Annotated in this window: 18 protein-coding genes; 11 read left to right on the forward strand and 7 right to left on the reverse strand. The window is 38.5% G+C overall.

What is annotated here, in order from left to right:
- Positions 1 to 305: 305 nt before the first annotated feature.
- The 8 genes from ACYVHJ_RS06070 (at position 306) to ACYVHJ_RS06105 (ending at position 8261) form a co-directional block, all read left to right on the forward strand.
- Positions 306 to 644, forward strand: a complete 339-nt coding sequence (locus tag ACYVHJ_RS06070; RefSeq protein WP_303614695.1) for a PadR family transcriptional regulator — start codon at positions 306 to 308, stop codon at positions 642 to 644.
- Between the two features lie 50 nt (positions 645 to 694).
- Complete coding sequence (locus ACYVHJ_RS06075; protein ID WP_460513211.1) at positions 695 to 2596, forward strand: PspC domain-containing protein; 1902 nt, start codon at positions 695 to 697, stop codon at positions 2594 to 2596.
- A gap of 341 nt (positions 2597 to 2937) precedes the next feature.
- Entirely contained in the window at positions 2938 to 4338 is a 1401-nt protein-coding gene (locus ACYVHJ_RS06080; protein ID WP_460513213.1) for an MBL fold metallo-hydrolase RNA specificity domain-containing protein, read from the forward strand.
- A 125-nt stretch (positions 4339 to 4463) separates the two neighbouring features.
- Positions 4464 to 4859: a carboxypeptidase regulatory-like domain-containing protein gene (locus ACYVHJ_RS06085; protein WP_460513215.1), complete on the forward strand. Its 396-nt coding sequence runs from the start codon at positions 4464 to 4466 to the stop codon at positions 4857 to 4859.
- A gap of 109 nt (positions 4860 to 4968) precedes the next feature.
- Positions 4969 to 5541, forward strand: coding sequence for an RNA polymerase sigma factor (locus ACYVHJ_RS06090; RefSeq protein ID WP_460513218.1), 573 nt, complete (start codon positions 4969 to 4971; stop codon positions 5539 to 5541).
- Complete coding sequence (locus ACYVHJ_RS06095) at positions 5531 to 6277, forward strand: hypothetical protein (protein WP_460513220.1); 747 nt, start codon at positions 5531 to 5533, stop codon at positions 6275 to 6277. The genes ACYVHJ_RS06090 and ACYVHJ_RS06095 overlap by 11 nt, the downstream gene beginning before the upstream one ends.
- Before the next feature lie 16 nt (positions 6278 to 6293).
- Complete coding sequence (locus tag ACYVHJ_RS06100) at positions 6294 to 7319, forward strand: hypothetical protein (RefSeq protein WP_339905654.1); 1026 nt, start codon at positions 6294 to 6296, stop codon at positions 7317 to 7319.
- A 21-nt stretch (positions 7320 to 7340) separates the two neighbouring features.
- Positions 7341 to 8261: a DUF4097 family beta strand repeat-containing protein gene (locus tag ACYVHJ_RS06105; RefSeq protein WP_460513222.1), complete on the forward strand. Its 921-nt coding sequence runs from the start codon at positions 7341 to 7343 to the stop codon at positions 8259 to 8261.
- Between the two features lie 61 nt (positions 8262 to 8322).
- On the opposite strand, the gene ACYVHJ_RS06110 is transcribed toward ACYVHJ_RS06105, so the two are convergent.
- On the reverse strand, positions 8323 to 8808 hold the full coding sequence (locus tag ACYVHJ_RS06110; RefSeq protein ID WP_339905714.1) for a hypothetical protein: 486 nt from the start codon (positions 8806 to 8808) through the stop codon (positions 8323 to 8325).
- Between the two features lie 26 nt (positions 8809 to 8834).
- Positions 8835 to 9932 carry a ferredoxin--NADP reductase gene (locus tag ACYVHJ_RS06115; protein WP_339905713.1) on the reverse strand — a complete coding sequence of 366 codons (1098 nt, stop codon included), beginning with the start codon at positions 9930 to 9932 and terminating at the stop codon, positions 8835 to 8837.
- Positions 9933 to 10135: 203 nt separating this feature from the next.
- On the opposite strand from ACYVHJ_RS06115, the gene ACYVHJ_RS06120 reads away from it, so the two are divergent.
- Positions 10136 to 10873: a DUF4397 domain-containing protein gene (locus ACYVHJ_RS06120; protein ID WP_460513225.1), complete on the forward strand. Its 738-nt coding sequence runs from the start codon at positions 10136 to 10138 to the stop codon at positions 10871 to 10873.
- Between the two features lie 133 nt (positions 10874 to 11006).
- Complete coding sequence (purB, locus tag ACYVHJ_RS06125; protein ID WP_460513694.1) at positions 11007 to 12350, forward strand: adenylosuccinate lyase; 1344 nt, start codon at positions 11007 to 11009, stop codon at positions 12348 to 12350.
- Between the two features lie 156 nt (positions 12351 to 12506).
- Here the strand turns inward: purB and ACYVHJ_RS06130 are convergent, their stop codons facing one another.
- From ACYVHJ_RS06130 to ACYVHJ_RS06150, 5 genes are all read right to left on the reverse strand, one after another.
- The gene (locus ACYVHJ_RS06130; RefSeq protein WP_460513227.1) at positions 12507 to 14567 is read right to left on the reverse strand and encodes an alginate lyase family protein; all 2061 of its coding nucleotides are present in this window, start codon (positions 14565 to 14567) and stop codon (positions 12507 to 12509) included.
- Positions 14568 to 14646: 79 nt separating this feature from the next.
- Positions 14647 to 15189 carry a HEAT repeat domain-containing protein gene (locus ACYVHJ_RS06135; protein WP_460513230.1) on the reverse strand — a complete coding sequence of 181 codons (543 nt, stop codon included), beginning with the start codon at positions 15187 to 15189 and terminating at the stop codon, positions 14647 to 14649.
- Positions 15190 to 15337: 148 nt separating this feature from the next.
- A complete protein-coding gene (locus ACYVHJ_RS06140) occupies positions 15338 to 15508 on the reverse strand; it encodes a type II toxin-antitoxin system antitoxin (protein ID WP_460513232.1) in 171 nt (56 codons plus the stop codon).
- A 5-nt stretch (positions 15509 to 15513) separates the two neighbouring features.
- Positions 15514 to 15996: a hypothetical protein gene (locus tag ACYVHJ_RS06145; protein WP_460513234.1), complete on the reverse strand. Its 483-nt coding sequence runs from the start codon at positions 15994 to 15996 to the stop codon at positions 15514 to 15516.
- A 2-nt stretch (positions 15997 to 15998) separates the two neighbouring features.
- Entirely contained in the window at positions 15999 to 16847 is an 849-nt protein-coding gene (locus ACYVHJ_RS06150) for an SPFH domain-containing protein (protein ID WP_460513237.1), read from the reverse strand.
- 359 nt (positions 16848 to 17206) lie between these two features.
- Here ACYVHJ_RS06150 and ACYVHJ_RS06155 point away from each other — a divergent pair, with 359 nt between their 5' ends.
- Positions 17207 to 18436, forward strand: a complete 1230-nt coding sequence (locus ACYVHJ_RS06155) for an MFS transporter (RefSeq protein ID WP_460513238.1) — start codon at positions 17207 to 17209, stop codon at positions 18434 to 18436.
- Positions 18437 to 18524 lie beyond the last annotated feature (88 nt).

The raw sequence follows: 18524 nt of genomic DNA on the forward strand, positions 1-18524 counted from the left end.
CGGAATTGTTCACATCTGAACAATAAACTGTACGGTGACATCCAAAAAAATACTTTGGTTATTGGTAATACTAGTTAGAATAAAAAAAACGCAAAATTTTAATATTTTATTAGCCCTACCATAATCTGCTTTTAAAACAAAAATTAACGCATTTTAGCCCAAAATTGGGTATTGCTTCGATCTTTGCATATCATGGAATTAGGCAATACCTACTAGCAGGTAAAAAGTTGGTATTATTTTTCCAATAGGTGAGATCAATCGATTAAAATAATTGTGAACTAGTATATTTCTTTGAACAATAAAACATGAAAGCTTCAAACACCCAAACCCAAATGCGGAAAGGGATTTTGGAATTCTGCATATTACATATCATTTCCAGAGGAGAGGTCTACGCGACCGATCTGATAGAGGAGTTGCAAAGTGCTGAGATGATAATTGTAGAAGGTACCTTATATCCTCTTTTGAACAGGCTGAAAAATGCCAAATTAGCTTCCTATAAATGGGTGGAATCAGAGGCAGGTCCACCAAGAAAATATTATTCTATCACGCCTCAGGGGCTGGAATTCTTAAATGACTTACAGCAGACATGGGAAAACCTGGACACATCCGTCAATCAAATAATAGCGAAAGCAAAAAACGAATAGGAACGATCAAGTAATTAATATATATTTTCTTGACCTTAGTCATTTAAATCATGAAAAAGACAATTAGCATAAATATCAGTGGCATTCTCTTCCATATTGAGGAGGATGGATATACCGCCTTAAAAAATTACCTGGATGCCATCAATCAACATTTCTCCCATTACGAGGATAATCAAGAAATTATTACCGACATTGAAAATAGGATAGCCGAAATCTTCCTAAGTAATCTAAAAAACAATAAGCAGGTTATTACAGCAGACAATGTTTCTAACCTAATCCAAAAAATGGGAACAATAGCGGATTTTAAAGCTATTGAACAGGACTTGGAGGAGGAAAAACAGACTGAGGATCCAAACAATGACTTTTATAAATACGTAACTCCTCCGGATCAAAATTCAGGGAAAGGATATAAGAAACTAACCCGCCTGGTCCATGGTAAAATACTGGGAGGAGTGTGTGCCGGCTTTGCAAACTATTTCTCCATAGACCCGCTTTGGACCCGACTCATCACCATATTAATGCTGTTTAGCGGCGGCTTAAATTTAAATGCACTAAGCTTACCTTTCCTTTCTGAAGGCTTTCATTTGAACACTGCCATCGGCTGGTGGACGGTAATTGCTTATGCCTTACTATGGATTATTCTTCCGGTCTCCTATGATAAACCGGAAGATAAAAACATCAAGAAGCTTTACAGAAACCCTGATGATAGGGTATTGGGAGGGGTAGGTAGTGGCTTGGCTGCTTATTTCGATATAGATGTCATTTGGGTACGGCTGGCTTTTTTCGGTCTTACTTTTGCCGGAGGTTCAGGATTTGTATTGTACTTTATCCTATGGATAATTACACCTATGGCCAAATCCATTACAGAGAGGATTGAGATGAAAGGGGGAGCTATAACTTTAAGTAATATTGAGACCACCATCCAGCAAAATCTATCTACCGAAAGCAGCAAGGAGGAGTCTACTTCAAAAAGAATAGTGCTCGCTCCGTTTAGGTTCCTAGGAAAAGCAATTAATGCTATAGGGAAAGCACTTGGCCCATTTGGAGCATTCTTATTGGCAGTCATAAGGGTATTTTTTGGTCTCTTGATTTTTACCTTAGGAATGGTAATCCTTATAATCCCACTTGCCTTTTTAGGACTTTACAGTGAATTGATCATTAGCAATGATTGGGCTTATATGTGGGACGGTTTCCCAATCAATACCATTGCTGAGCTTTTACCTGTATGGTTGGCAATTGCGCTATCTGTGATTGTCTTTATACCAAGTATAGTATTGGTTCTTTTAGGCATTAGTGTATTAATCAAAAGGAACCTCATCGATGGAAGGTTTGGTCTTGTTATCTTCGGCATTTGGATCATGTGCATTCTTTTAGGCGCCTTCCAAGCACCAAAAATAATTGGTCAATTTAAAAGTGAAGGCAGTTTTACGGTTGACCAAAATCTTGAAGTTCCTGAAAACACACTATTATTAAGCGCCGAAAGTAGTGGAATAGATGAAGGCGAACTAGGCTTTGTTAAACTACAACTAAAAGGGCATGAAAAGGATGACTTGATAGTGAAGCAAAAGTTTATTTCCAAGGGCTCCAATAGAAGTGACGCCATAGAAAATGCTTCGGAAGTAGCCTACGAATTACAACTTACTGACAGCCTGTTGATTTTCGATAAATCCCTGACCTTTCCCGACACAGCAAAGTTTAGGATGCAACACTTGGAGCAGACATTATTTATCCCCTATAACAAGGCCTTTGTAATTGATCGTAATTTACTCTCAATTTTAAGAAACACCTTAGGAAAAGACGGATATAAAAACAGAGATATCAATAGTCAAAACTATTGGGTATATAATGAAAATGGCTTGCTTTGCTTGAATTGTGTCAATGACCACAAACAATCTTCTACCGATAGCCTTTCCAGATCTTTATACAATGAGAGTTTTATAATGAAAAAATAGCAGGCTAGGCTAACAACTACTTATCACTCTGTACATATTAATCCCCCCGCCTATTTAATTAAATAAGCGGGGGGATTTTTTATCAACCTCAGCACTTGTAAACATGCCTTTTCACCGAGTTGACCAGAGATCACTCCATTATAAAGCCACCACATCTTCATTATGACTCAGATCAATTATTTCGATTTTCCTAATTGACCTTCTATTAGATGCTATTGAAAAAGAAAAAATTCCTGTTTGATTTTTAGGTTAATAGGTTTTAAAGCAATACTTTAACTAAACATAAATCAGACCTGAATCACAAAGGTTAATCAGTGTCAATTGCCCAAAATTATAGCACTATGGATGTTAAAGTTAAATTTTTAGGCGCCGCAGGAACCGTTACAGGTTCTCGCTTTTTTTTAGAGATCGGATCTTTTAGGGTTCTCGTTGATTGCGGCTTATTCCAAGGCCTGAAGGAAAACCGTCTAAGAAACTGGGACACCTTCCCTGTTCAACCTGAAACAATTGACATTGTTTTACTTACGCATGCACATATCGACCATTCGGGATACTTGCCTAAATTAGTAAAAGAAGGATATCAGGGGCCCATTTATCTGACTGAAGCTTCTTTAGAATTGGTAAAAATCTTATTACTGGATGCAGGCAAACTACAAGAAGAAGAAGCCAAGTTTGCCCGAAAGAAGGGCTACTCCAAACATTCAAACCCACAACCTTTGTTTACCCGGGAAGATGCAGAAAAAGTTTTCCCAAAACTCAAACCCATTTCCTTTGATCAAGCGGTCAAAATTAATGATCAGTTAAGCATCACTGCATACAATGCGGGTCACATTCTCGGTGCATCAATACTAAAATTACAGGTCAAAGGGGACAAACAGGAAAAAAGCATTGTGTTTTCCGGAGATCTAGGTAGGACTAAAGATCCCATATTAAACCCTCCGGCAGAAATACCTTTTGCAGATGTATTGTTTTTAGAAACCACCTATGGAAACCGGGTAAACGAATCAACCGGGATAGATAGAAAGTTAGGAAAGGTAATTCGGGACACCTATTACAATGGAGGGGTTTCATTAATTCCTTCCTTTGCTGTTGGCAGGACACAAATGATATTGTTTTACTTGCACCGACTTCAACAAAAGGGGTTTATCCCTCAAATCCCTATCTATGTAGACAGCCCCATGGCCATTGATGTGACAAGCTTGTACAAAGACTTCCCTGAATACCACCATTTAGGCCCTTCGCTTGAAAATTCAAACGCCAATCCTTTTTTACATAAAAACCTACATTATTACAGAGATCAGGAATCTTCCATCAGCCTAAATAATATAAAAAACAATGCCATTATTATTTCGGCAAGTGGAATGGCTACAGGAGGACGAATATTACACCACCTTTACAATAGATTACCCAATAAAGAAGACAGCATACTCTTTGTCGGCTATCAGGCAGAAGGGACCAGGGGGCGAAGGATCCTAGAAGGTGAAGAAACGTGTAGAATTTATGGGATAGATGTACCTGTAAAAGCTAGGCCTTACTATATAGATGGCTTGTCTGCCCATGCCGACCAGACCGAGCTGGTAGATTGGTGTGACAATTTTATTTCAAAACCAAAATTCACCTTTTTAATACATGGAGAACCTGAGGCCAGAGAAGAATTGGCCGGAATTTTGAAAGACAAATTAAACTGGAATACGATCAGCCCGCTTTATATGGAATCTTTCCTATTATTTTCCGGAATTTAGAGGGTGTATTTCATTGGATCAAATGGAAAACTAAACTTAATCAAGCATCAATGAATAACTTCTCTAAATTGACCTATTTGTGTTTTCTCGGATTAGTGCTTTTAGCCTCTTGTAAACCTCAGAAAATGAAAAATCAGGGTATTCATGGGAATGTTTATTGGATTGAAGGAAACCAAATGCCACAAGCTTCCCAAGGAGAAGATTCAAGTCTTTCTCCTGCTTCCCAAAAGCCGGTTAAGCGAACCATACATATCCATCAATTGACCCATATCAATCAAGCAAGCTTAGGCGATTATCTTTTTGGAAATATCGAGACACCCCTTGTTGCCTCCATAGAGACCAATGAGGCGGGAGAATTTTCTGTAGAACTCCCCCCGGGTAAATATTCCCTATTCACGGTAGAAGAGAATGGCTATTTCGCGAGCATCTTTGATCTTGACAGTTATATTCATCCTGTAAAAGTAGAGAAAGGCGAATGGAGTAAGGTGGCCATAACCATCAACTACAAGGCCACCTTCTAATTATAATTAACTGAATTACAATATTTTAAAACAACAATTAATTTTTTTTAACTTTGGCATGCAACCATTTTTATACTTTGGGTATCTACCTTATTGAAGACAAAAATAAATGCCAATCAAAGAAAACCATACAGGAATAGTGCTCGGCCTGATCAAAGGTTGCCTTGAAGGAGACAGAAAAAGCCAAAGAGGTTTGTATGAGCTTTATTCAGGTAAATTTCTAAGCATTTGTTTGCGGTATATCAAAGACCAAGACTTGGCACAGGATGTATTGGTAGAGGGGTTCATGAAAATATTTGAAAAGTTAGACACTTACAGACAAGAGGGGAGTTTTGAAGGCTGGATGAAAAAAATCATGGTTACCCAAGCTTTGCAAACGCTCAGAAAGAATAAGAAATTATTAATGGAAGTAGATTGGGATGATAAAGACCATATCACTTCTTCAAATTTGGTTTTTGGGAAAATAGAAGCAGATGAATTGTTAAAACTAGTAGCCTCCTTGCCAGTGGGATATAGAACAGTTTTTAACTTATATGCCATAGAAGGATATAGCCACCGTGAAATAAGCAATTTATTAGGGATTTCAGAAAGCACCTCAAAGTCTCAACTGAGCAGGGCCAGGTCACTTTTGCAAAAGCAAATCGCCCCTCATTCAATTAAACAAAAAAGCAATGGCAGGTAACATAGATGATTTGGACAAATTGTTCAAAAATGCCTTGAGCAATCATACCACAAGTCCGGCTCCGGAGGTTTGGGATAAATTATCCGCTTCTTTGGACAATAAAGACAAAGGATTCTTATTTACTCCTTGGAGATGGGCAGCGGCTGTAGCAGTAGTTTTGGTTTCATTTTGGCTATTCCATCACTCTTTTGTTGTGGAAGTTCAGGATCCTTCTTTGGCTATTCAAGACACTAAAATATCAGAAAAAAATCCTTTCAGCATTTCCGCTTCTACAGATATTGCCGGAAAAGAAAAAATTAAAAGCCAATCAAAAAAAGTAGCTAAGGAACCAATTCCAGAAAGTGGAGAACTGAAATCTAAAGAAAAATTGGAAAAGCCCTTAACTGAAAAAACTAGGCCAAGTATCAAAAGAGTGCGAGAGCAATTGCCTCCAGTTTTGGCCCAAATGGAGCCCCTTAACAAAGACGAATTAACGGCAACAATTAGCGAACAGATGGCTCTCAATCCCACTATTGATAGAAAAGAAACACCGGACAAGTCATACAAGGGGTATAAAGTAAAAATAATTTCCAATGGATATGCCATACAACCTGAAAAGGAACAATTGGTGGCTGAGCTTGAAAATAAAATCGGTGGTTTTTTCACCAAAGTGGACGAAGGGTTTGGTGACCTTCGGGATGCTAAAAACAACCTCTTTGCCTCACTGACTACAAAACGAGAAAAAAAGAAAAACTAACTAGATATTTACAGACATGAAAAGGTACATTATTGTCATTCTTCTGATGGCACTGGCACAAATGGTATTTGGCAACCCTGAAATTCCGGATGATAGGCCCGTAAATGATAGCATCATTGTGGAGTTTGGCCATTCAGGAAAAATGGTTTTTGTGATCGACAATCCGGATGATTTTGAAAGGTTGAAGAATATGGACATCAACCAAATCATCAAAGAACTTGACCTCCCGGAAACAAGCAAAGACGGTGAACTCACAGTAGTTGAAATCAAACACAAGGAGGGAAACAAAGAAATTGTTACTATCTATGAGGACAAAGAGGAAACGGAAGTTACTGTAGGAAGATATAAGGTAATTGTGGACGAGAAAGGTTCTAAAACCAAAGTTCGGCTTATCACCGAACCAAAGAAAGAGAAAGACCCTGAATTTAGGACTTATATCAATATGGACTTGGGTATCAACACATTTTTTGAAAACGGAAATATACCGGGGGGAATAAAACCCTATAGTACCAAAGGTTGGGGAAGCTGGAATATAGGTTGGAACTGGATGGCCAGCCAAAAATTATCCAAGGGAAGGTACTGGGATTTCGGCCTTGGGCTGAGTTGGTATAATTTCAAATTGGACAATGCCAACTACCAAATTCTAGGCACTGAAAACGGAGTTTCTTTTGTAGACAGAACTGACGTAAATGGCTTTAAAAGCAAGGTATCAGCATCCTATTTAAATGTATTGACCATGTACAAGTTAGACTTTGGAAAACTGAATGACAGTGGTAAAAATGGATTGAGAGTCGCTATCGGACCCTATGCAGGATATAGGTTGGGAGGCAGAAGCAAATTTGTTTACAGAGAGATCGGAGGGTCAGGCAGAAAAAAAGACAAAACATCAGCGGGTGGCTATCTCAGCAATTTCAGGTATGGGCTTAGAGGCGAAATTGGTTTTAGAAGTGTTACTTTCTACAGCACTTATGATTTCAACCCATTTTTCCAGAAGCCCCTTAGCCCAAGCCTTAGTCCATTTTCCTTTGGATTGGTTTTCTAACAATAAACAACCCACTTAACTATGAAATATAAATTAAAACACCTGCTATTGCTAATAGCCCTGCTATTTACCGGTCTAGGATCTTCGCAAGGCCAACAAGTCATCAATAAATCGTTTTCCGGTATAGAAATCCTTGAAATAAAATCCGGAGCTATAGAGATCCAATATGAAGGACAAGATAATTTAGCCCAGATAGATTTAGAAGCATTTTTAGGCCATGAAGAAAATGCAGACAAGGACCTGGTGATGATAACGGTGGGTAACACCTTAAAAATTGCCTTTAATGGCAAAAACAATTCACGCCCTAAAAGCAAAAGATACCTTAGGTTAACCGGGCCTTCAAATATTCAATTAAATATAAAATCAAGTTCCGGAGCTACTTACGTTTCCGGAGTACGCGCACCATCACATCAGATTGAGGCAAGTTCCGGGCTAATTAAGGCATCAGACATCAGCGGGGACTTAAGCTTAAAAGCCTCCTCGGGAAATGTCCAATTGACAGGCTTAACAGGCAATCTGGAATGCAAAGTTACTTCCGGGAATGCCACAATTGAAGATGTAATGGGAAACATGAACTTTAAAGCTACCAGTGGGCAGTTAAAAATCAATTCCTTGTCAGGACTATTAAATGCCAAACTCACATCCGGGAACATAAAATTAAACCAAATAGGGGAATTAGGTAACCTGGAGGTAAGTTCAGGAAATATCAGAGCAGATAATGCCGGACTTGGACTGGACACCAGTTTGAACGCCTCCTCAGGAAATATTCAAATCTATACCGGTAGTAATTTATCGAATTATAATTTTGACTTAAAAGCAGGTAGCGGAAACATTAGGGTAGGAACTCAATCGGGTAAAAGTACCGTTTATATTGACAATGGCAAAAATGGAATGATCGTCGGAAAAGTTGGTTCAGGTAATATCTCTATTCAACCATTATAAAAAGGTAAAAGCCGCCAACCCTTGTAATAAATTGCTTCAAAAGGGTTGGCGGTTATTTTTATTAGTCCAAAGCATCTCTTTTTTGGATTTCCATGACTTGCTCTTTTTCTTCTCCTTTTAGACGCAAGACACTTACAATCCTGCCCGGCATTGGTTTAGCCAAAGAAACAAACAATAAAGTGGCTGCGTAAACAATTGTAAAACCTTGATTTTCATAGAAAAACAAGCCGAAAGCGCACAACACGCCTATCCAAAACAACTGCCAATACCTCAAAAAAGTCGCCTTGGCGTATCCTTTGACTTTTTGATTTACCGGCACTCCGCTTGTTCTGATGGCCCTAATTCGCTTGGTAAAAGCAAATTGTTGGACCACAAGCATTGCACTTACCAAACCTAGGACAATATAGTTAAACACCTCCGGGAGTGCAGGTAAATTAAAGTCCAGGTTGCCGCTTGTCACATACAAATAAGCAAAAGAAAAAAGAGGTAAAGGTATTGCAATCAATAGCAAGACATTTCGCTCCAACAAGCGAAAATCTTTCTTCATTGTCTTAATTTGATTTTCTTCTGCCATTAGTCAATCTGAATCTTAACCTCTGCACTGGTAGGCTTTGCGGAACAACAAAGGATATAGCCGGCCTTTATCTCGTTTTCACTTAAGCCTGCATCCTCTTCCATTTCCACTGTTCCGGAAAGCAGCTTCCCTCGACATGCAGTACAGAGCCCACTCTGACAAGAATAAGGCATATTTAATCCTTCGTCTAATCCGGCCTCTAAAATGGTTTTACTCGGACCAACGTCAAAGCTATACTCCTCCCCTTCCAATAAAATTTTCACAGGTCTGTTGATCACCCCTTCAACTGGAACATCATCTTGGCTTTCCTCTTTTTCGAGGTAAAAGCTTTCACTATGGATGAATTCTTTTTTGACATCCAGCTTCCCCAAACATTCCTGAGCAGTTTCCATCATTCCCTCCGGTCCGCATACAAAAAAGCGTTGGTTTTCGGCAAAATGAGTGAAATGATTATCAAAAAATTCATTGACTTTTTCCTGGTTTAACCTCCCTGAAGCCCCCTCCCATCCTGCTTTGGGTTGGGTAAGGTTATGGGTAATATTTAATTTACCGGGGTATTTTTCTACCAGTTCCTTGAGCGCCTTATCAAAAATAATCATGTCTTGAGAACGGCTGCAATAAAGCAAATTCACTTCAGATTTCGGCTCATTAATCAATATGGATTTGATAATCCCCATAATTGGAGTAATGCCACTTCCTCCGGCAAACATACCGTACTTTCTCTTGTTTTGCGAGTGGTACTCAGCAGTAAAATTACCTAAGGGTTTCATGACAGTTACCCGCTTACCAGGCACGAAAGTGTCATTAATGAAATTTGAAACCAATCCGCCTTCCAGACGCTTCACAGTGATCCCCGGAAAAGGGTCCACAAAAGGCGAGGTCGACAAGCTATAAGCTCTTCGCTCTTGTTTTCCGTTAACTTCAACAATTATAGTAAGGAATTGACCGGGCAGGTAATCCATGATGGGATCCGGCTGGTCAAAATATATGGTTACGGTATCAGAAGTTTCTTGGACAGTTTCCCTAATTCTGAGGGTAAGGTAATGATCATCCTTTTCGAGATCATCCTTTTTCTTCTTAAATAGTTTAAACAGCATTACAATAAAAGGAATAGTTTGATGAGCAATTCATACAAAATTAACATACTCTTTTCCAATTACCTATTGCGAGAAAAAATAGTTACCAAACTTTAACTCAAAAGCCTTACTTTCCTTCAAATTCCAAAGAATTTCTTATTCCATTGTAGCATTTAGAAGCATCCATTCGTACTGGCTTTAGAAAACAAAACAACTATAAGATTATGAATACTAAAATCAATTATTTAAAGAAAAAAGCTTCGGCAACAGGAAAATACTTATTAATACTAATGATCCTCCCCATTACTTTCTCTTGCCTTGACGATGAAGGACCAAACTCAGCCTATGAACCAACAGCCTATGTTTCTTTTTATAATGGTACTAACGAATCATCGGATATTCAAATAGAGGTCGATACAACAGTATATGATCGCAAGTCTTTTGAATTTGGCGAATTCATAGATTATTGGTATTTCTATACAGGTGAAAGAAATTTCTCTTTTGTAGACAATGATTCAGATCAATCCCTATTAGACACTGCTGTAAACTTAGGAGTTGAAAAGGCCTATTCGTTTTTTCTTACAGAAACAGGAGACGAATACACTACCCTATTTATTGAAGACAGTTTGGAAAACCCGGTGAATGGTAAAGCTCTGATAAGACTCGTTCACTTAGCAGCTGATGGACCGGAAGTGGATTTATACCAAAGGAACAATGAAGATGCAGTTTTGGAGGAGCTTTCCTTTTTGGAATTTACCGATTTTGTCAATGTTGACATCGGAGAAACAGACCTTATTCTAAAGGTTTCTTCTGATGACCAGAATGAGCTGATCCGTTTAAATGACATTCACCTCAGGGAAGGCAGAATTTATACGGTAGTCATCAGAGGTAAATTGGGTGCAGATAGTAACTCCGCAGAAGCCCTTCGCCTTCAATTGATAAGAAACTATCCCAACTATTAGTTAACTTAACAATGTTTATTTTAAGGGGATCCTGGAAACAGGGTCCCCTTTTATTTTATATTAATTTGGTCTTGGCCTCGTCTTTTGAATAATAACAATTATTTTTGTGCCTCAATTGATTTACAGACAAATGATGAAACTTAATCCGCTTACCGCAATCTCTTCCATTGATGGCAGATATGCCTCCAAAACAAGCCCTTTAATGGCCTATTTTTCTGAATATGCATTGATTCGGTATAGGGTTAAAGTGGAGATTGAATATTTCATTGCCCTGTGTGAATTACCTCTTCCCCAATTAAAAAGTGTGAAACCGGAAAAATTTGAGGTTATCAGGTCCATAGAAAAGGATTTCACCGAGGCAGATGCCCAGGCAATTAAAGACATTGAAAAAACCACCAACCATGATGTCAAGGCAGTTGAATATTTCTTAAAAGATAAATTCACCGCTTTAGGGCTTGAAGAGGTTGTTGAATTTATCCATTTTGGATTGACCTCACAGGACATCAACAATACTGCCGTCCCCATGATGTACAGGGATGGCATCAAAGAAGTAATCCTTCCTGCTTTAACCCAAGTATTCGATAAAATCAAATCTCGTGCAGAAGAGTGGGCAAGAGTTCCTATGTTGGCCAAAACACATGGGCAGCCTGCCTCTCCAACTCGCTTGGGAAAAGAATTTGATGTTTTTGTAAGCCGTCTTTCTTCCCAATTGGAATTATTAAACAACATTCCTTTTGCAGCCAAATTTGGTGGTGCTACCGGAAACATGAATGCCCATCACGTGGCTTTTCCGGAAATTGACTGGAACACCTTCGCTAACAACCTGGTCTCTAAAAACCTAGGCCTAAGCAGAAGTTACCCAACGACCCAAATTGAACATTACGATCATTTTGCAGCTCATTTTGATGGCCTCAAAAGATTGAACACCATCTTACTAGATTTCAGTAAAGATATTTGGCAGTATGTGGCCATGAATTATTTCAAACAAAAAATCAAAGCGGGTGAGGTGGGTTCATCAGCTATGCCACATAAGGTCAACCCTATAGATTTTGAAAATGCAGAAGGAAACCTTGGGATAGCCAATGCTTTATTGGAGCATTTGGCGGCAAAACTTCCCATCAGCCGTCTCCAAAGAGATTTGACAGACAGTACTGTTCTTCGGGTAATAGGTGTTCCATTGGCACATATGCAAATTGCTTTTCTTTCTCTGGATAAAGGCATAGAAAAATTGGAATTGAACCAAGTTGCCATAGAAAAAGACTTGGATGAAAACTGGGCTGTAGTGGCAGAGGCCATCCAAACAGTGCTTAGGAGAGAAGCTTTTCCTAAACCATATGAGGCGCTGAAAGCACTTACCAGAACCAATGAAAAAATTACCGAAGACTCAATAGCTACATTTATCAATAACCTCAATGTGTCTGAAGAAATTAAAAAGGAGTTAAAGGAAATAACACCATTCAATTATACAGGACTTTGATCCAAGATCAGTAAGACACTGACCTTGTGAAAAAGAAATATTCTCCAGGGTATAATCAAAGAGGCAAGTTTCTTCACAGAAACCTGCCTCTTTTTTTATTTATTTATTCTTTAGACTTTCTGAAATAGCCTTATAGAAAACACAACCAATAGTGGTTTATTTTTTATTAAACTTGGCAAACCTATTGTCCTCAAAAGGGATAGAAAGTTCATAAGTTTGTCCATTGTGACTCACTTCAAGTTCAATTGCATTTTGACTTTCTCCTATAATTTTAGCGTTGCTTTTATGCTTACTTGCGTTTCCCGGAGAGGGAATCAACAACCAAACCAACGTCGTGTCGTTATCCTTTATTTTACTATTGTAGATGCTGGCTACATTTGGTTCGTATAAATTGTATTCAGGGCTGTACCAACCTTGAATTTCAGGTTCTTCTTGCCCCATGATCATTTGAATATCAAATGCGACATCCCCAACAGGAACAATTTCCAGGCTACCTTCCGAATAACTTCCCACGGTAATATTGCCGTTTTGTTTGACATCTGCATCCGGATGCCAATGCCATAAGGTACTTATTTCCCTGGGCTGCTCAGTTCGGATCCTATCTACTACTACCCAAAACGCCCCTCTAACATAAAAGAGACTTCTATTGTGACTTGCTTTCCCATCTAAATCAATGAAATCATCGAAGGAAGAAGAGGCAAAATCAAAGTCTTCTGTAAGTTTAACCCTCTTGCTATCCACCGGTTTGTCTGCCAAACGTGGGCCATCCTCCTGAACTTTCCCATCGATCAAAACCAAATTATGGCCCTTGCTACTTAACGCATAAGGTCTAAATTTCTTTGCTATCTCTCCGGTATAAGCATATCTACCTGCATCTACAAGAAAATCCTTTCCGAAAGCTGAAAGAGACAGGTGCAGTTTATCATTGTGTTGGTGACCACTGCCCCAAGGGCCTATATCAAAAAAGGACCAGTGGGCCATGGCATCATAACCACTTCTGGAAATCAATTGTCCTGCCCAAGGGATAAAGTAAGAAGGTCCGTCAGCAGGCTTTGTTCCCTCAGTCCCATTACTAGCTAAAAAAGCCCATTCCGGTTTATTGTATTTTTTAGCAGCTTTTAAAATATACGCTCGATCACTTCCTCTATCACCATCATTGTTCAATATTCTATACCCATCAGGCCTTATTGCTTTTGCAACATAACCATACATATTTTCTATGGTCTGAGTAAAATATTGAGGGAGTTCACGACCCGCCTCATCACACAAGTCTTTGAACAGCTCAAAATTATTCAAGGAAACGTTATGGTAATGAGAAGACAATTCGGTTTGGACTCCATCAGGATAAACCTGACCCCGCATGCTTTCTGTCATGGTAGCAATCGCATAATCCATCCATTCATCGGTAGCTTTGTATTCCGGGAAATAGGCCACAACGGTGGCCAAAGATGATATTTCCATCGTCAACCAATTGTTGCCACTATGAAAATTTCTATTGTAATGGGCATGATCAGGTAAACTACTCAAAATTAAAAATCGGGTTACCGGTGAGATATATTCACTTTCCATCATGCCATAGAAAACCCTGGTCCAAGTTTTCACTCTTGCAGCCACTTCAAGTCCCCTCCAAATTGATTCAGATTTCTTCTCTGCAGGGTAAGGCATGCTTGCAAGGATAAAATCTCTTAAAAACAGGTCCATGTATTGTGCGTATTTTGGATTGCCAGTTTGAAAATAAGCTCCCATAACATTGGATAATTGGCTATGTCGATTGGAGAGCCAAGCCCATTCTCTATCATTATTTGGCCCCTTATAGTACCAATCCCTGTGTCCATTTTCCAGTAAAGGAACTTTACCTTTTACATTCTGAATAGTGAAAACATCTTTTAGAATGGTATCAGCTGCTGCTACTGTTTTGGACGAAGCATTAGGCAGGGTTTTCCTAAGCCCCATTCCATTTTCGGAGACTTTATAGTAGGCCAACAATTCATTGGCAGCAAGCACCCAGTTCTCATTTGAAACTGCTGTCTTTACTTTTCCCAGCCCTTTGTGCTCCAAATCCATATGATTAAAAGTACCTTCTACCAAGTATGGGTAAGACCTGTATAATTCTTTAATTGAGGTGATTTCTTTCCAGCTTTGTTGGGCAAAAGACGAATGGTATCCAAATAATAATAAGAGTGAAAAAATGTAAAATCTGATCTTGATTGGGTTCATTTTAATTCTTTCGATTAGAAATTCAGGAGATATCTGTTTAGGACTGAATTTGGGTTTAAAATATATTTAACTTTTAATTTTATTCCTCTTCATCAAGCAAGTCTTTAAGTTCTGCTAAAATTGTCTCTGCTTCAGCTTTTTTTAATTCAAAATCGTCTCCTTTAGACGAATTGTTGAGAAAATGATTATAATGTTTTTTGGCCTTTTTAAGGGTTCTCGGCGTTATGTCAAACTCAGCATAATCCAAATGAACCTTAGCTAAGGTTGACGATTTAAAGTTCCCAAAAAGATAAACCCTAAATAAATCAACAAATTTATCAATGATATCAAACTCTTCCACCAGAGAGACCAAACCTCCATTTTGGTGTTGGTTTGCCGGCCGGTGAATCACATCAAATAAGGCATCTAAAGTTATTTGTTTATTTTCCATCCTTGAAAGCACCTTGGTAGCCAAAAAAGCCTCATCCATTTCACCTGACTTAAGCACATGGATCAACTTTCCTTGTACTTCCTCTCCTCCTATCCGTACCAACTGATCACCATATTTCATTGGATCCTCATTTGATTGATCGAGCAATTTTCCAATTAATCGATCTATATGATTATTTTCAGTACTGTCCATATTTAAGGTAATCACTTGTTTTAAATTTAAGCAAACAAATTAAGCAAAATTTCTTTGTTTCCCCCTTGTATATTGGGCTTATTACTATCAATAATTAAGTTCTATTGAGCTATATCCATAACAGGGAGGATAAGTTTGTCGATCTGATTTATTTTTTTTCATCTTTTGATTTTGGTAACCTGCCTGCTTTTTTTAAAGCATCATGAATCAGCCATTCCAGTTGTCCATTGGTACTTCTGAACTCATCTTCAGCCCATTTTTCCATGGCTTTCATTAGCCGCTCATCTATTCGCAAGGCAAAAGGTTTCTTCTGTGCCATATATATTACCTTTCACTTCTCCATTCTTCCCAAGCATCCAGAATTTTATTCGGATTGCGGGTACTCCATACAAAACTACTATCTTTCAGTGATACTCTCACTACATAAGATGTACTGAATAGGTATTTCCACTCCCCTTTGAGGTCATAGCGTATACCTAACCCTCCCCCATTCCAAATCGATCTCTGCTTAATTTGTTGGATATTTTTCACCTCTTCCCATTTGTATTTTTTCCAGGAATTAATAAATGGAGGGCTTTTATAAGAAAGTGCAGTAGGATCCATCCTGATCTCAAGCTTCATACTAACAATCATCCAACCTATAAGCAAAGAAACAAATAAAACAATCGCTAGCACCATGATGTTCGTAGATTCCTCTGCTTCAACAACACCATAAACCAATGAAACAGCAGATACTATTAACTGAAGACCAAAAAAAACAGGTATAAACCAAGTATCCTTTAAGGCCTGGGACTCATTATACACCATACTTATTGATTTAAAGTACCTACATTCACCACGGGGCTGGCATTTTTGTCGGAGCAAAGGACTACCATCAGGTTACTTACCATTGCTGCTTTCTTCTCATCCTCAAAATCAATAATTCCTTTTATCTTTAAATCCTCCAAGGCCATCTCCACCATCCCTACTGCTCCGTCTACGATCATTCTTCTGGCAGCAACAATTGCAGTTGCTTGCTGTCTTTGCAGCATGGCAGATGCAATTTCAGACGAATAGGCCAAATGGGAAATTCTAGCTTCAATGACTTTAATTCCCGCATGCTGCAAGCGGTCACTGATCTCATCTTCAAGCGATTTATTCACATCTTCCACCCCGGACCGAAGTGTTATTTCCGCATGTGCATCTTCAAAATTATCGTAAGGATAAGTCCCTGCCATCTTTCGAACGGCCGCATCGGCTTGTAAGTGCACAAAATTCTCATAGTCATCCACATCAAATGAGGCTTTGAAGGTATCTGCCACCTGCCAAACGACAATGGTGCCCACCATTACCGGGTTACCTATTTTATCATTGACTTTTAAAGGCTTATTTTCAAAGTTCCGAACCCTCAATGAAATTTTTTTCTTGGTCATAAAGGGAATCACCCAAAAGAACCCATCGTCTTTTACTGTCCCTTTGTAAGAACCAAACAGAAGCAACACCATGGCCTTATTGGGCTCTACTATAAAAAACCCGGAAATAATGAAGGCAAACAGCAACACAGTTGGTATAAGTAGAAACACAACTTTACCAATAATGCTAAAAGCGATAAGTGCCAAGAGGCAGAAGGCTATGAATACCATAAAGTATCCGGATTGGGGTTTGATTGTCTTTTCCATATTATTTTAATATTATTTTGATATCATTTCAAATCTAATAAAAAATACTGAATTGTTTTTCTTTAGGCTCAATTATTATTTAAGAAAATTTGATTATCAAAAAATTGAATTGAACCAAACAAATGAAATACTATTAATTTGGCCATTATAAAAAGTAAGCAGACCAAAAGTGATCAGAAGTAAAAATTCATAAAAACCCATAAAATACATACATTCAAGCAATTGAAGAGAGATTCACCAAATTTTTAAGGATAATTTACATAAAAGGGCAAAAGGTAAATTTATTTTTTTTATATATTGTCCAATTAAATTGATCAACCATCTGAAAAAAATGTATAAAACTTCTAAACCCAAATTCAATGAACGAAAACATTAACAAAAGTGCGCTCTTTAACGGGAGCTGTTTCGCACTGATTACCACCGCATTCACCTTTAGTATACGAGCCGGCATTCTACCACAGTTAGGAGAAGATTTCGGTCTTTCTGCAGCTCAATTAGGTTTTATAAACTCAATGTGGTTCTTAGGCTTTCCAATTTCAATGATCATTGGAGGAATAGTTTACCACTCATTTGGCCCCAAAAATATCATGAGGGTAGCATTTGTGGCCCACACGCTTGGTATTTTATTAACCATATATGCCGGAGGGTATACAACACTTCTCATTTCAACTTTATTTATTGGCTTTGGTAACGGATGTACCGAAGCTGCATGTAATCCAATGATTGCGGACATGTACTCTGGAGTAAAAATGAATAAAATGTTGAACCGGTTTCATATGTGGTTCCCGGGGGGAATTATGGTTGGAGCATTGATTTCAAGTTTTATGACAGGGTTAAACCTGGGCTGGGAAGCTCAGATGTGGGTGACAATGATTCCTACAGTAATTTATGCCGTATTGTTTTTTGGAAAAACATTTCCAAAGGCAAAAGTGGAAGGAGCCACTTCTTTGCTTAATAATTTCAAAGCATTGTTTAGTCCGGTCTTTCTATTTCTTTTTGTGTGCATGGCATTTACAGCTATATCCGAATTCGGCCCACAGCAATGGGTAAATATCGTCTTAGCAAGCAGTGGTGCTGATGCAATGATCATATTGGCATTGACTACAGGAGTAATGGCCGTAGCAAGATTCTTTGCAGGACCAGTAGTTGAAAAACTAGGTCAAACAGGAGTGTTATTAACCGGAGCTTGTTTGGCCACATTAGGCATTTTACTTTTCAGTGTAGTTACTGGCCCCATAGCTTATATTGTAGCCATCATTTTCGCCTTGGGTGTTGCTTACTTCTGGCCTGTCATGGTCGGTGCGGTAGCACAAAGAGTACCTTTAAGTGGAGCCTTGGGTATGTCTATTATCGGAGGAATAGGAATGTTTTCAACGGCAATTTTCCAACCTATCATCGGTGGGTGGATTGATTCCTCTAGGGCAGAAAAAAGTGCTGAAGGGTTATCAGGAGACGCATTGGAGTTGGCTGCTGGTCAAGCGACGCTTCAAAACATGGCATTTTTCCCCATATTACTGATCGTATTGTTTACCATCTTCTTCTTCTGGCAAAAGAATTCTAAAAAAACAGAGGCGGTAAGCCCAGCTTAATAAAAATTTTCTACTTAAAATAATAAAGGAGGCACATTTATTGTGCCTCCTTTTATTTTATAGGTTGTCTGATTATTACATTAATTGG

Source organism: Cyclobacterium sediminis (genome assembly GCF_054781075.1).

Bases quoted from the DNA above. Each gene is read 5' to 3' on its own strand.
- ACYVHJ_RS06095 (WP_460513220.1), top strand. From the start codon at position 5,531: ATGGCAGGTAACATAGATGATTTGGACAAATTGTTCAAAAATGCCTTG.
- ACYVHJ_RS06100 (WP_339905654.1), top strand. From the start codon at position 6,294: ATGAAAAGGTACATTATTGTCATTCTTCTGATGGCACTGGCACAAATG.
- ACYVHJ_RS06090 (WP_460513218.1), top strand. From the start codon at position 4,969: ATGCCAATCAAAGAAAACCATACAGGAATAGTGCTCGGCCTGATCAAA.
- ACYVHJ_RS06140 (WP_460513232.1), bottom strand. From the start codon at position 15,508: ATGGCACAGAAGAAACCTTTTGCCTTGCGAATAGATGAGCGGCTAATG.
- ACYVHJ_RS06145 (WP_460513234.1), bottom strand. From the start codon at position 15,996: ATGGTGTATAATGAGTCCCAGGCCTTAAAGGATACTTGGTTTATACCT.
- ACYVHJ_RS06155 (WP_460513238.1), top strand. From the start codon at position 17,207: ATGAACGAAAACATTAACAAAAGTGCGCTCTTTAACGGGAGCTGTTTC.
- ACYVHJ_RS06130 (WP_460513227.1), bottom strand. From the start codon at position 14,567: ATGAACCCAATCAAGATCAGATTTTACATTTTTTCACTCTTATTATTA.
- ACYVHJ_RS06105 (WP_460513222.1), top strand. From the start codon at position 7,341: ATGAAATATAAATTAAAACACCTGCTATTGCTAATAGCCCTGCTATTT.
- ACYVHJ_RS06135 (WP_460513230.1), bottom strand. From the start codon at position 15,189: ATGGACAGTACTGAAAATAATCATATAGATCGATTAATTGGAAAATTG.
- ACYVHJ_RS06110 (WP_339905714.1), bottom strand. From the start codon at position 8,808: ATGAAGAAAGATTTTCGCTTGTTGGAGCGAAATGTCTTGCTATTGATT.
- purB (WP_460513694.1), top strand. From the start codon at position 11,007: ATGAAACTTAATCCGCTTACCGCAATCTCTTCCATTGATGGCAGATAT.
- ACYVHJ_RS06120 (WP_460513225.1), top strand. From the start codon at position 10,136: ATGAATACTAAAATCAATTATTTAAAGAAAAAAGCTTCGGCAACAGGA.
- ACYVHJ_RS06070 (WP_303614695.1), top strand. From the start codon at position 306: ATGAAAGCTTCAAACACCCAAACCCAAATGCGGAAAGGGATTTTGGAA.
- ACYVHJ_RS06150 (WP_460513237.1), bottom strand. From the start codon at position 16,847: ATGGAAAAGACAATCAAACCCCAATCCGGATACTTTATGGTATTCATA.
- ACYVHJ_RS06080 (WP_460513213.1), top strand. From the start codon at position 2,938: ATGGATGTTAAAGTTAAATTTTTAGGCGCCGCAGGAACCGTTACAGGT.
- ACYVHJ_RS06085 (WP_460513215.1), top strand. From the start codon at position 4,464: ATGAAAAATCAGGGTATTCATGGGAATGTTTATTGGATTGAAGGAAAC.
- ACYVHJ_RS06115 (WP_339905713.1), bottom strand. From the start codon at position 9,932: ATGCTGTTTAAACTATTTAAGAAGAAAAAGGATGATCTCGAAAAGGAT.
- ACYVHJ_RS06075 (WP_460513211.1), top strand. From the start codon at position 695: ATGAAAAAGACAATTAGCATAAATATCAGTGGCATTCTCTTCCATATT.